Below are 12325 nucleotides of genomic sequence, written 5' to 3'. Positions count from 1 at the left end.
TTACCGCTGAACGTAGCCAGGTCCCGGCTGCTCGTCGTCGATCTCCACGTCGAACGGACTACGGTCGACCGGCTGCCACAGCAGCTCCTCGACCTTCGCTCTCGCCTGCCCGCGCCAGCGCCGGAAGTCGCGTTCCGGCGACGTCCCCCAGGCCAGCGGAAACGTCAGCTCGTCCTTCAGCTGTTCGAAGAAGACCGGCAGGTTGCCCTCGACGACAGCCGGCGACTCGAACGATCCGGCCTCCGCATCCACAGCGATGGGCTCCTCCGGCGCGAGCGCAGCGGCCTCGGATCGAAGCCCTGGCAGACCCGGCTGGAGGAGCAGCGCGGCCGGGAGCGCGGCGAACTGACGTCGCTTCATGCCCCGAGCGTAGTCTCCCGGCGGCGCACATCGGAGCGTTCGGACAGGCCCGGCCGCAGTCGGACGCCCAAGCCCGGCTCGCGATTCGGCGCGATGTGGCCGTCGGCGATCTCGGGCAGTCCTTCGACCAGCGCGCCGTACCACGTGCGGAGAAAGGCGCGCACCGTCTCCTGAATGAGCCCGTTCGGCTGGCTCGAGACCAGCGCCACACACGCGGCGAACGAGATCGGCCCCGTGCAGTCGTGCGGCGCGATCGGCACGCCGAAGGTGTCGGCCAGGCTCGCGACCTTCCGCGCCTCGGTCAGTCCGCCCGACCACTGCGCGTCGACCGTCACGACGTCGACCGCGCCGGCCCGCAGGAGCGGTAGGAATCCCCTACGTCCACAGCAGGTCTCGCCGGTCGCGATCTGCACATCGACAGCAGCCGCGAGCGCGCCCAGCGAGTCCACCGCGTCCGGCCGGATCGGATCCTCGACCCAGTACGGCTGATACGGCACGAGCGCCGCACAGATCCGTTCCGCCGCCCGCCGGTACCACAGCCCGTGCAGCTCGATCATCACCTCCAGGTCCAGGCCCACCTCCGACCGGATGGCGTCGACGACCGCCAGACCCTGGTCGAGCCCGGCCCGCGTGATGTCCGTGCCGCCGGTCTGCTCGGCCGCCAGGTCGAACGGCCAGACCTTCATCCCGCGTACGCCTTCGCCGGCCAGCTCGCGAGCCAGCTCGGCCGGCCGGTGCAGGAACGCGTCGAGATCCTCGTAACGACCGTCGGCCGCCACGCCCCAGTTGGCCGACTCCTGCCGCGAGGTCGTGCTCACATAGCCCGGCCCGGCGCACGTGTTGTAGACCGGGATCCGGTCGCGCACGGCACCGCCCAGCAGGTCGACGACCGGCAGCCCGGCACGCTTCCCGAGCAGGTCCCACAGCGCGAAGTCGACCGCACCGATGGATCGTGTCTCGACGCCACCGCCCTGGAAACCAACGTACGGAGCCAGCGTCCGGGCCGCCCACTCCGGCGTCGGGTCGGTGGCGCCGAGCAGCACGGGCGCAATGGTCTCGTGTACGTACGCCTCGACGGCACCCGAAGTGAAGAACGCCTCGCCAAGGCCGGTCAGGCCCTCGTCGGTGTGCAGGCAGAGGATGAGGAGGTTCGGCTGGATCGCCGGCCTCAGGGTTTCGATCGCGATGATCCGCACGGGCGTTCGCTCCTTCACGGGAGGCAATAGGTGCTTGCCAATTTAGCCAAATCACCACGGACTTCCCGTTGAGATGGCGGCCGCCTCGCTCGCTGTCGTCCTTGTGCTGGTGGTGTTCGTGCTGGGGCAGCGCTACATCCTCGAGGCCATCACGCTCACCGGCATCACGCGCTGAGGGCCCTACGCTGCTTGTCGGTCAGGCGGCCGGCGAGGTCCGGATGGCGTTCGAGCGCTGCCATTGCTTCGCCGGCTCTCTGTTCTGACCAGCCGAGCGCCGCCGCCAGGTCCGGGATGCCGAGCGGCCGTCTGGCGTACGCGAGCGCGGCCATTGCCGTCAGGGCGTCCTCTGCTGCTTCGTTGCCGAGAGCACTGCCCCGCATCTGCCCGCCAAGCCAGCCGAAGAACTCACCCAATTGGCCGAGCCGCCGGCCCGCGGGAGTGCTCGGGCCGAAGAGCTCGACTCCACGGCTCGCAGCGGCTGCGACCTGCTCGTGCACTCCGGTGTCGGTACGCCATGCTCGCAGCCACACCTCGTCGTCGACCAGGTAGCGCTCGCGGCGACTGCCGCCTGGGCCTGGCCGGCGGGCCACCAGATCCATGGTCTCGAGGTAGCCGATCGCCTTCGAGACCGATGCCGGGCTGACCCGGAGCTGCTGTACGAGCTCCGCGGCGGTCCTGCCTCCTGCATCGGCGACCAGGAGGCCGGCGAAGACCCGCGCGGGCATCCGTGGCATGCCCGCGCGTGCCAGCAGACCGGCGAACTCCTCGACGTACCCACGCACCTGCTCGTCTGCCTCGCCGCCGGCCGCGGGTTCGGGCTGCGGTGACGGCCTCCGGCGAGCGCGCCGGCCGGTGATCTGCTGCGCGCGGTCGGCGAGGTAGCCCTTCGGCCCGAGGTTGCGAGCGACCTCCCGGCTGATCGTGGACGTCGGGCGCGAGAGCCGTCTGGCGATCTCGGCGTACCCGAGTCCGCCGGCCAGCCAATCCGCGATCCGGCGGCGGTCGTCGTGTGTCAGCCTGCCCCCGGGCATCGTGCGTTCACCACCATCTCATTGCAACGGCTGTTCTTTTCTGATTGCGTTCAACGGCATTACGGTTGCAACGATACAGCGGATTCTGTTGACGGTGCTGGAAACGCAACGTAGGAATGCCGCTATGACACACATCATCGCCATCTCCGCGATCACTGACGGGCAAGGGTTCGACAGCGCGCTGAAGCAGGCCTATGCCCGGCTGCCCAAGGACGCCCGGTGGACGCTCGCGGTCGCCAGCACCGACGGCACGAGAGCCCTGAACGTGATCGTCCACGAGTCGGTCGAAAGTGTCTCTTCGTTCCTGGAGGAGCACGTCGGCCCGTACGCCACGACGGACTACTACGAGGCCGACACCGCCAACGCCGTCGGGTTCCCGAAGTAGCCATGGACACGACGAAGCTTCGGGCGCGGGTGGCCGAGCTCCTCGCGGAGTACCACATCCCCAGCGCGTCGATCGGAATCCTGCGGGCCGGCGAGGTCACCGACTTCGCCGTCGGTGTCAAGGACGTCCTGACACAGCAGCCGGCGACCCCGGACACGATCTACCAGTGCGGCTCGATGACCAAGACCTGGACCGCGCTGGCGCTCATGCAGTTCGTCGACGAGGGATCGGTCTCCCTCGACGAGCCGGTGCGGAGCTATCTACCTGGCTTCGCGGTCGCCGATCCGTATGTCAGCGCGCACGTCACGCCGCGGCACCTGCTGAACCACACCAACGGCATCGAGGAGGCGTTCGGCGACCCCGGCGAGGGCGCCGATGTGTACGAGCGCATGGTCGGCACCATCGCCGGCGCGCCGCAGGTGTCTCCGTTGGGCCACACCCACGGCTACAGCGCGGCGCTCGGCTACGCGATCCTCGCGCGCATCATGGAAGTCGTCGACGGCAGGCGCTGGGACGACCTGATGCGTTCCCGCCTGCTCGAGCCCTTGGAGTTGACCAGCACGTCGACCTGGCACGAGCAGGCCGACCCCTCCCGCGCGGCGACGGGGCACCTGATCCGTTCGCTCGCCGAAGGCCCGTTCGTCTCGCCGGTCGACCATCTGCCGCGGTTATTCGGGCCCGGCGGCAACCTCTCGTCGACCGCGCGCGAGGTGCTCACGATGGCATCGGTGTTCCTCGACGAGGGCACGGCCCTGAACGGCCGTCGGCTGATCTCGGCTGGGGCCGTTCACGAGATGCTGGGTTCGCGCGTTCCCGTGCCCGATCCGTACCTGTTCGGCCCGGAATGGGCGCTCGGCCTGATCGTCTGCGACTGGGCGGGCGAGACGGTCTACGCGCACGACGGCAGCACGATCGGGCAGAACGCCCGGCTCCGCATCCTGCCGTCCTCCGGCCTTGCCATCACCATGCTGACCAACGGCGGCCCGCGCGAGTCGTTCTACCGTCTCGTCTTCAACGAGATCCTCGGCTCGCTCGGCGCCGTGACCATCCCGGACCTCCCACCGCCCGACCCGACGCTGCGCCTCGACCACTCGGCGTACGTCGGCGTCTACGCCCGCCCCGACGTCCGCTACGAAGTGACGGAGGCCGCCACCACCGGCCGGCTCCAGCTCACGCTCGTCATCGACGCCAAGCAGGCGAGCATCCTCGGCCGGCCCGACCGCCTCACCTACGACCTGCTCCCGATCAGCCCGACCCACTTCCTGATGCCGTCGACCGATCCGCTCGAAGACACCCAAACCGTCGCACTCTACGACTTCGTGGACGGCAGGGCGCAGTACCTCCACACCAACTGCCGAGTCGCCCCGCGACTGCCCGCCTGAGATCGGCGAATAGAACAGGCGCGGTTCGGGAAGACGTCACACCTACTGCCCTTGGCGAAAGGGCGTCAACGACGGCTGCCCCCCGGCAACGGACACTCTTGGCGCGTTCGTCGCTGTGGCTGAACGAGGTCGGGCGAATGACTGCGACAGAAGTGAAAAGCGAGCAAAGGCTGTCGTTCCCGACAATGACCGCGATGGTCGTCGGATCCATGGTCGGTGCCGGTGTGTTCTCGCTGCCGCGCAACTTCGCCCAGGCGACTGGCGTGTTCGGCGCGATCGTCGCCTGGGTCGTCGCCGGGTTCGGGATGTTGATGCTGGCGCTGGTGTTTCAGATGCTGGCGGTCCGCAAGCCGGCCCTTGACGCCGGTGTCTACGCCTACGCCAAGGCCGGGTTCGGCGAGTTCCCCGGGTTCTTCTCCGCGTTCGGCTACTGGGCCAGCGCCTGTGTCGGCAACGTCAGCTACTGGGTGCTGATCAAGTCGACGCTCGGCGCGGTGATCCCGCAGTTCGGCGAGGGCAACACGCTGGTCGCCGTCGCGATCTCGATCGTCGGCGTCTGGGCGTTCCACTACCTCATCCAGCGCGGTGTGAAGGAGGCCGCCGCGATCAACCGGATCGTGACCGTCGCCAAGCTGGTGCCGATCCTCGTCTTCGTCGTCGTGGTCGCGATCGCGCTGCAGGCCGACGTGTTCAGCGCGAACTTCTGGGGCGGCGAGGACACGACCTTCGGCGGTGTGTACGAACAGGTCCGGGCCACCATGCTGGTAACGGTTTTCGTCTTCCTCGGTGTCGAGGGCGCGAGCGTCTACTCCCGTTACGCCAAGAAACGCGAGGACGTCGGCCGTGCGACCGTGCTCGGCTTCCTCAGCGTGCTAGCCCTCTTCTCCTCGGTGACGCTGCTGTCGTACGGCTCGCTGGCCCGCGACGACATGAGCGGCCTGCGGCAACCGTCGATGATGGGCGTCCTCGAGTCCGTCGTGGGGCCGTGGGGAAGCGTCTTCATCGGGCTCGGCCTGATCGTCTCGGTGCTGGGCGCCTATCTGGCCTGGACCCTGATGGCCGCCGAGGTGCTCTTCGTCGCCGCCAAGGACGACGACATGCCGCGTTTCCTCAAGCGCGAGAACCGCCAGGGCGTGCCGATCGCCGCGTTGATCCTGAGCAGCGCACTGATCACCGCCGTGCTCGTCGTCACGTTGTTCTCCAACGACGCGTTCACGTTCGCGCTCAAGCTGTGCAGCTCGCTCTCGCTCATTCCCTATCTCCTCGCGGCCGCCTACGCCCTACGCCTGGGCGCGTCCGGCGAGACCTACGACGACGCCCCGGCAGGCCGGCGCAAGGAACTGGTGTTCGCCACGCTCGCCACCATCTACACCGCGTTCCTGCTCTTCGCGGCCGGCATCGAGTTCCTCCTGCTGTCGTTCATCATCTACGCACCGGGAACGATCCTGTTCATCATCGGACGCAGGGAACGGGGCCGGAAGGTGTTCTCGCCCGGGGAGCTGGTGCTCTTCGTCCTCGCCGTCGTCCTCGCGGTGCTCGGAATCGCCGGCCTTGCCACGCGCCGGATCGTCATCTGACAGACAGAGCTAGGAGGCATGTGAGTCATGACCAACCACCCCGCGAGCGCGTACGGCGTGCACTCGGAGGTCGGCAAGCTGCGCAAGGTGCTCGTCTGCGCGCCCGGCCTGGCGCACATGCGCCTGACGCCGACCAACTGCGACGACTTGCTGTTCGACGACGTGTTGTGGGTGCAGAACGCGAGGCGCGACCACTTCGACTTCATCAACAAACTGCGCGACCGCGGAGTCGATGTCGTCGAGCTGCACAACGCTCTCGCCGAGACGCTCGCGATCCCGGAAGCCAAAGCCTGGTTGCTGGATCGCAAGATCGTGCCGAACGAGGTGGGTGTGGGCCTGGTCGACGACACCAGGGCGTTCCTCGAAGGCCTGGAGGACCGCAGGCTCGCGGAGTTCCTGATCGGCGGGCTCTCGACGTTCGACCTGCCACCGGACTTTCGTTCCGGCTACGTCGCGCTCGCGCGCGAGTCGCTCGGCGTGCCGGAATACCTCATACCGCCGCTGCCGAACACGCTCTACACGCGCGACACGACGTGCTGGATCTACGGCGGCGTCACGCTCAACCCGCTGTACTGGCCGGCCCGGCACGACGAAACCCTGCTGATGAAGGCGATCTACGGCTTCCACCCGGAGTTCGTCGGCGCGAACGTGTGGTGGGGCGACCCTGAACAGGACTGGGGCCTGGCGACGCTCGAGGGCGGTGACGTGATGCCGGCAGGCAACGGTGTCGTGCTCGTCGGGATGAGCGAGCGCAGCTCGCGGCAGGCGATCACGCAACTGGCGGCGGCGTTGTTCGCCAAGGGCGGGGCGGAACGCGTCATCGTGGCGGGCATGCCGAAGCTGCGTTCGGCCATGCACCTCGACACCGTCTTCACCTTCGCCGACCGCGACTGCGTAACGGTGTTCCCGAACATCGTCGACGGCATCCACACGTTCTCGCTGCGTCCGGGCGACCAGGAACCGATCGAAGTCACGCAGGAGAAGCGTACGTTCCTCGAAGTCGTCGCGGAATCCCTCAATCTGAAGGCGCTTCGGATCGTCGAGACCGGCGGCGACGCCTACACCGCCGAGCGCTCGCAGTGGGACAGCGGCAACAACGTGGTCGCGGTGGAGCCGGGCGTGGTCTTCGCGTACGACCGCAACACCCACACCAACTCCCTGCTGCGCAAGGCGGGCGTCGAGGTCATCACGATCGTCGGCGCCGAGCTCGGGCGCGGCCGGGGTGGCGGGCACTGCATGACGTGCCCGCTCGTCCGCGATCCGATCGACTACTAATCGACGTAACAGAGGCTCGGCTGCCATGCGACTCACGACTCCTCACCTGGTGATCGGCGCGGTGCTCCTCGCGTTGCTGGCGGGAACGGCGGGCGGGCTGATCGGCTCGATGGTGGATTCCGGCTCCTCGTCGCCGGCGACGTCGGGCTCGTCGCAGACCGTCGCCGCGTGCGACGTGTCGAAGGTCGCCGCGTCGGTGTTTCCGTCGCTGGTGACCATCTCGGTGCGGGGTGCGTCGGGGGTGGCGGGCAGCGGCTCCGGATCGGTGCTCGACAAGGACGGCAACATCCTCACCAACGACCACGTGATCGAGGCAGCGGCCACCGGCGGCACGATCACGGTCGACTTCGCGCGCGGCGCCGCCCAGGTACGCGCCGACATCGTGGGCCGCGACCCCGCGACCGACCTGGCGGTGATCCGCGCCCGTGGTGGCAGCGGCTCGTACCGGCCGATCTCGCTCGGCGACTCGGCCGCGTTGAACGTCGGCCAGCCGGTGGTGGCTGCGGGGTCGCCGCTCGGCTTGAACGGCACGATCACGTCCGGCATCGTGAGCGCGCTCGGCCGCTACATCAACGTGGGGAAAGGCGATCAGCCGGCCACCCTGATCAACGCCGTCCAGACCGACGCGGCGGTCAACCCCGGCAACAGCGGCGGGCCGCTGACCGACTGCGCGGGCCACCAGATCGGCGTCAACACCGCCGGCGCACAACTGCCCGACGCCGAGGGCGGCAGCATCGGGCTGAACTTCGCGATCCCGATCTCGTTCGCGCACTCCGTGGCCGAGGAACTGATCCGCTCCGGCCGGGCCACGCATCCGGTGATCGGCGTCCTCAGCGTCACCGTGACAGACGAGATCGCCTCGGCGACCGGTCTGCCTCGAGGAGCGCTGATCGAACAGGTCATCCCGGGGCTGGGCGCGGCAGAGGCGGGCCTGCGCGTTGGCGACGTGATCACGCGCGTGGGAGACGAGCCCGTCAACAGCGTCGACCAACTGCTGGTGGCCCTCCGTTCCCACGCACCGGGCGATCGGGTCCAGGTCACCTTCAACCGGGGCAGCGCCAGGCGTACGGCCGACGTCCCCGTCACCGAAGCCGCCTGACGCGGGGCCTCGGGAAGGCCACCGACGTAGATGCTGGCGGCACCCCCTCGACCTCGACCTGCCGCGAATGGCACCCCGGGTCAGTGGCGGGGCGCGCGGAGCGTGCGCACGTAGTCGGAGCGGAGGGGGGCCGTGTGCCAGCGCGCGCTGAACGTACGGTCCGCGAGCGAGCACGTCACTGTCAGGCGGTGTGGCGTCTCGAGGAACGACACGTCGACGGTCAGCGTGTCGGCGTCGTTCCAGCCGCCGGAGACCGCGGTCGGCGGGATCGCGGTGTCGTCGGCCGCGGCGACGGTCCAGCCTGGTCCGCCGAGTCGCAGGTCGAGCCGGCCGGCATCCTCGACCAGGGAGATCGTCCAGTCGCCATCCCCGTCGGGCGCCTGCGTCACCGTGACCGCCGTCAACGTCGGCTGCTCCGCGCACTCGCCGCCGGCCGGCGCGAACGACGCGCCCGGCCAGGCCCCAGCCGACGCCGCAGCCGCCGCCGGAGCCGGGCCCTGCGGCGCCGACGCACCGACCGCCGGCGGGAGCGAGAGCCCGGCCAGCCGCTCGGCCAGCGCCGCGTCCTCCTCCGAATGCCCGTCGAGCGGCTCCGGACCGAACGCCGGCAGCAGATGCTCCCACGCGGCATCGAGTACGGCCTGCATGTTCACGCTCGCCGACGTGATCGCCACCACCGCGTCGTGTTCCGGCAGCACCACGCAGAACTGCCCGTACGCCCCATCCCCGCGGTAGCCGTGCCGGGCCATCCAGAACTGGAAGCCGTACCCCTGCCGCCAGTCCTCGTTGTCCCAGGGAGCCGTCGGGATGTGCGACCGCGTTGCCTCGGCCACCCACGCGGCAGGCAACAGCCGCTTGCCGTCCCAAACGCCGTCCTGCAGATACAGCTGCCCGAGCCGCGCGATCGCGTCGGTCGTCGCGTGCAGGCCGGAGAAGCCCAGGTCGCGGCCCAGCGGGAACTGCTGCCAACCCACGTCACCGATCCCCAACGGCGCGAACAGCCGCGGCCGCAGATAGTCCGTCAGCGACTGCCCCGTCACCTTCTGAACGATCGCGGCCACGGTGTACGTGCACGGCTGGTTGTAGGCGAACACCGTCCCCGGATCGCGCTCGGGCGGCAGCAGCAGGAACCCGCGTACGACCTCCACCGAGTCGATCTCGAGCGCCCGTTCCCACGTCTCTTCCTCGTGCCCGGACGACATCGACGCGATGTGGCGTACGAGTATCGCCCGGCTACGTGGATCGGTGATCTCGTCGGCGAACTCCGGGAAGTACGAGACCACCGGGTCGTCCAGCCCCACGAGCCCTTCCGCCACCGCGAAACCCAACGCCGTCGACGTGAAGCTCTTGCTGAGGGAGTACAGCAGGTGCAGCCGCTCGGCGGAGTACGGCGCCCACCATCCGGAGGCGACGACGTGACCATGGCGCAACAGCATCAAGCTGTGCGGCTCGACATCCGGCGCGGCCTCGATCGCGTCGAGGAACGCCTGGACGCCGCGGGCGTCGACGCCCTGCGCGGCCGGCGGGCTGACGGGCAACGGTTGAGCAGTCATGCAGACGATCCTCCCTCGCGGCCCCCGAACCGTCCACAAGGTTGAACAGAGCTGGCCAACCAGCCCGCGCCACTAGTTCAGCCGGACTCACGGATCCTTCTCCCGGCCAACTGGGGACCGGTCCCATCGCGGTGGCCGTAGAACGTTTCGCGTACGGCCGCGTTCTCTTCTTACCGAGGAAGGCAAGCGATGGACGACATCATCTTCCCGCTGGTAGTCATCCCTGTCCTGATCACCGGGTACATCGTCGCGCCGGTGATCACGGCCCTGAAGGGACGGAGCGAGCTGCTCGTGATCGGCGTCTTCTTCCACCCGGTCTGGTGGGTTGGCGCGTTCCTCCTGGCCAAGCCGAACTCCTGGTGGGCCCGCAAGCTCTACGACGGCGAGAAGCTCGCCCAGTCCCAGCGCCGCTACCCGCAACCGGCGCCGCCCGTGCCGTACTGGCAGGCCAACCACCCGCCGGCCGCACCGGCAGGATCGACCGCGGACCAGGACAGGCCCTCGGATCCCCCTCCGTAACAGTCGAACCGATCTCCGGCCGGGCCGCACGCACGTGTGGCGCGCGCCGTAAGTTGGTTCAATGAACGAATCTATGGCGCTGAACGTCCGTGCCCACGGGACCGGACGCCCTCGCGTCCTCTACGTCCACGGCATCTCGTCGCACGGCGAGACGTGGTGGCACGTGGGCGCCGCGATCGCGGAGGCCGGTCACCCGGGCCTGGCGGTCGATCTGCGCGGCCACGGGGAGAGCCCGCGCGCCGGCGACTACCGCGCCGCCGCGTACGCCGCGGACGTGGCCGCCCTCGAGGGCCAGTGGGACCTGGTGGTCGGGCACAGCCTCGGCGGGCTGATCGTCGCCGCGGCGGCGCCGCTGCTCGACGCTGCCCAGTACCTCCTCGTCGACCCCGTTCTGGAGCTGTCCGACGAGGAGAGCACCCACGTACGCGACGGCGAGCTCGCCACCAAGGCGTCCCCACCCACGTACGAAGAGCTGGCCGCCGCCAACCCCCGCTGGCCGGCGCGAGACGTCGAGGTTTCTCTCGAAGGCGTCGCCATGGTCGACGCCGAAGCACTGCGGCTGACCATGGACCAGAACACGCCCTGGCACCACACCGCCCTGCTGAGCTCGATCACGTCCCCCACCCTCGTCCTCGGCGGCGATCCGGACCACGGCGCCATGACCGCGCCAAGCCTCGCCGCCTCGTCCGGCAACCCCCTGGTCACCTACCAGCAGGTCACGGGTGCGGGACACATCATCCAGCGCGACGATCCGCGGGCTCTCATCCAGGCCGCGCTGAGCCTGCTCGGCTGAGCGACCGGAGCGGCGTCGTAAAAACGCGATGTTATCGATGCTTTCTGTAGCAACGCCAGTATGATTTGTCCCGAGTACGTCGCGAGCCGCGACAGCGGAAGGGACCCCGACATGTCCGAGGCCACCGTGCGCCACCCCAGGCAGCCGAGCATGGCTGACGTGGCCCGGACCGCCGGCGTGTCGGCACAGACGGTCTCCCGTACGCTCCGCGACTCCCCCAACGTCAGCCCGGAGACGCGACGGCGCGTGCTCTCCGCCGTGGAGCAGCTCGGCTACCGGTTCAACAACGCCGCCCGCACTCTCTCCTCGGGCCGCAGTCACACCATCGGGCTCGTGCTGCTGCAGTCGGGCGGCTACTACTCCCGCTCGGCGGTCACGGCCGGCGTCGAGGCGGCCGCGGTGAAGGCCGGTTTCGCGGTGAGCATCGCGACCATCGCCGCGCTCGACACCGGTCTGATGGAGCGGTCGCTGTCCAAGCTCGCCGACCAGGGCGTCGACGGCATCGTGATCGCCGTGCCGCTCATCTCCACCACGCAGAAGATGGACGACATCACCCGCGACATCCCGACGGTCACACTCGACGGCTCACGCACCACCGGCGCCGTCGTCCTCGGGATCGACCAGCAGGAGGCGGGCCGCGTCGCCACGCAGCACCTGCTCGACCTCGGACACCACGAGGTCTGGCACATCTCCGGGCCGGACGAGTGGATCGAGGCGCGCCACCGGCGGCAGGGCTGGCAGGAGTGCCTGGCCGCCGCCGGAGTCGAGGCCCCGCCGCCGCTCGAGGGCGACTGGTCACCCGACTCGGGCTACCGGCAGGGCCAGATCATCGCGAAGATCCCGGACGTCACGGCGGTCTTCGCGGCCAACGACGAGATGGCGTTCGGGGTGATCCGCGCACTTCGCGAGCGCGGCCGATCGGTGCCCGGCGACGTGTCCGTCGTGAGCGTCGACGACATCGATCTGGCCGCCTACTGCAGCCCACCGCTGACCACCGTGCGACAGGACTTCTACCGCTCCGGCGCGGCGGCCGTCACCTGGCTGGTCGAAGGGCCCGGCGCGGTCGACTCCGTCGTTCCGGCGACGCTGTCGGTACGCGCCTCCACCGCGCCGCCGCCTCCACGCTGAGCGACTGAGCCGCTGAGCCGGTGAGCC

At 69.4% G+C, this 12325-nt stretch carries 12 protein-coding genes; 8 read left to right on the top strand and 4 right to left on the bottom strand.

Annotated features, from left to right (window positions below):
• The 3 genes from ACYVF6_RS38275 to ACYVF6_RS38265 all read right to left on the bottom strand — a co-directional run bounded on the left by ACYVF6_RS38275 (window position 1) and on the right by ACYVF6_RS38265 (window position 2587).
• On the bottom strand, window positions 1–360 hold the full coding sequence (locus tag ACYVF6_RS38275) for a hypothetical protein (RefSeq protein WP_460528996.1): 360 nt from the start codon (window positions 358–360) through the stop codon (window positions 1–3).
• Complete coding sequence (locus tag ACYVF6_RS38270; RefSeq protein WP_460528994.1) at window positions 357–1556, bottom strand: mandelate racemase/muconate lactonizing enzyme family protein; 1200 nt, start codon at window positions 1554–1556, stop codon at window positions 357–359. Before ACYVF6_RS38270 ends, ACYVF6_RS38275 begins: the two co-directional genes overlap by 4 nt.
• Window positions 1557–1720: 164 nt before the next feature.
• Complete coding sequence (locus ACYVF6_RS38265; protein WP_460528992.1) at window positions 1721–2587, bottom strand: GbsR/MarR family transcriptional regulator; 867 nt, start codon at window positions 2585–2587, stop codon at window positions 1721–1723.
• 124 nt (window positions 2588–2711) lie between these two features.
• On the opposite strand from ACYVF6_RS38265, the gene ACYVF6_RS38260 reads away from it, so the two are divergent.
• The 5 genes from ACYVF6_RS38260 (at window position 2712) to ACYVF6_RS38240 (ending at window position 8305) form a co-directional block, all read left to right on the top strand.
• Complete coding sequence (locus ACYVF6_RS38260) at window positions 2712–2972, top strand: hypothetical protein (protein ID WP_460528990.1); 261 nt, start codon at window positions 2712–2714, stop codon at window positions 2970–2972.
• Between the two features lie 2 nt (window positions 2973–2974).
• Window positions 2975–4354 (top strand): serine hydrolase domain-containing protein, encoded by a 1380-nt coding sequence (locus ACYVF6_RS38255; protein ID WP_460528988.1) that lies wholly within the window; start codon window positions 2975–2977, stop codon window positions 4352–4354.
• Between the two features lie 137 nt (window positions 4355–4491).
• Complete coding sequence (locus tag ACYVF6_RS38250; RefSeq protein ID WP_460528986.1) at window positions 4492–5931, top strand: basic amino acid/polyamine antiporter; 1440 nt, start codon at window positions 4492–4494, stop codon at window positions 5929–5931.
• Between the two features lie 27 nt (window positions 5932–5958).
• Window positions 5959–7206 carry an arginine deiminase gene (locus ACYVF6_RS38245; RefSeq protein ID WP_460528984.1) on the top strand — a complete coding sequence of 416 codons (1248 nt, stop codon included), beginning with the start codon at window positions 5959–5961 and terminating at the stop codon, window positions 7204–7206.
• 25 nt (window positions 7207–7231) lie between these two features.
• The gene (locus tag ACYVF6_RS38240; protein WP_460528982.1) at window positions 7232–8305 is read left to right on the top strand and encodes a S1C family serine protease; all 1074 of its coding nucleotides are present in this window, start codon (window positions 7232–7234) and stop codon (window positions 8303–8305) included.
• 80 nt (window positions 8306–8385) lie between these two features.
• Here the strand turns inward: ACYVF6_RS38240 and ACYVF6_RS38235 are convergent, their stop codons facing one another.
• Window positions 8386–9858 (bottom strand): serine hydrolase domain-containing protein, encoded by a 1473-nt coding sequence (locus ACYVF6_RS38235; RefSeq protein WP_460528980.1) that lies wholly within the window; start codon window positions 9856–9858, stop codon window positions 8386–8388.
• A 189-nt stretch (window positions 9859–10047) separates the two neighbouring features.
• Between ACYVF6_RS38235 and ACYVF6_RS38230 the strand changes: the two genes are divergently transcribed.
• From ACYVF6_RS38230 to ACYVF6_RS38220, 3 genes are all read left to right on the top strand, one after another.
• Window positions 10048–10377, top strand: coding sequence for a hypothetical protein (locus ACYVF6_RS38230; protein ID WP_460528978.1), 330 nt, complete (start codon window positions 10048–10050; stop codon window positions 10375–10377).
• A gap of 61 nt (window positions 10378–10438) precedes the next feature.
• On the top strand, window positions 10439–11170 hold the full coding sequence (locus ACYVF6_RS38225) for an alpha/beta fold hydrolase (protein ID WP_460528976.1): 732 nt from the start codon (window positions 10439–10441) through the stop codon (window positions 11168–11170).
• A 111-nt stretch (window positions 11171–11281) separates the two neighbouring features.
• Entirely contained in the window at window positions 11282–12298 is a 1017-nt protein-coding gene (locus tag ACYVF6_RS38220) for a LacI family DNA-binding transcriptional regulator (RefSeq protein WP_460528974.1), read from the top strand.
• The last annotated feature ends 27 nt before the right edge of the window (window positions 12299–12325 follow it).

The organism is Flindersiella endophytica (assembly GCF_054779015.1).
This window is presented reverse-complemented; position numbering and strand designations above follow the sequence as displayed.

Coding starts and splice junctions, on each gene's coding strand:
- ACYVF6_RS38275 (WP_460528996.1), bottom strand. CDS start 360: ATGAAGCGACGTCAGTTCGCCGCGCTCCCGGCCGCGCTGCTCCTCCAG.
- ACYVF6_RS38265 (WP_460528992.1), bottom strand. CDS start 2,587: ATGCCCGGGGGCAGGCTGACACACGACGACCGCCGCCGGATCGCGGAT.
- ACYVF6_RS38260 (WP_460528990.1), top strand. CDS start 2,712: ATGACACACATCATCGCCATCTCCGCGATCACTGACGGGCAAGGGTTC.
- ACYVF6_RS38255 (WP_460528988.1), top strand. CDS start 2,975: ATGGACACGACGAAGCTTCGGGCGCGGGTGGCCGAGCTCCTCGCGGAG.
- ACYVF6_RS38250 (WP_460528986.1), top strand. CDS start 4,492: ATGACTGCGACAGAAGTGAAAAGCGAGCAAAGGCTGTCGTTCCCGACA.
- ACYVF6_RS38245 (WP_460528984.1), top strand. CDS start 5,959: ATGACCAACCACCCCGCGAGCGCGTACGGCGTGCACTCGGAGGTCGGC.
- ACYVF6_RS38240 (WP_460528982.1), top strand. CDS start 7,232: ATGCGACTCACGACTCCTCACCTGGTGATCGGCGCGGTGCTCCTCGCG.
- ACYVF6_RS38235 (WP_460528980.1), bottom strand. CDS start 9,858: ATGACTGCTCAACCGTTGCCCGTCAGCCCGCCGGCCGCGCAGGGCGTC.
- ACYVF6_RS38230 (WP_460528978.1), top strand. CDS start 10,048: ATGGACGACATCATCTTCCCGCTGGTAGTCATCCCTGTCCTGATCACC.
- ACYVF6_RS38225 (WP_460528976.1), top strand. CDS start 10,439: ATGAACGAATCTATGGCGCTGAACGTCCGTGCCCACGGGACCGGACGC.
- ACYVF6_RS38220 (WP_460528974.1), top strand. CDS start 11,282: ATGTCCGAGGCCACCGTGCGCCACCCCAGGCAGCCGAGCATGGCTGAC.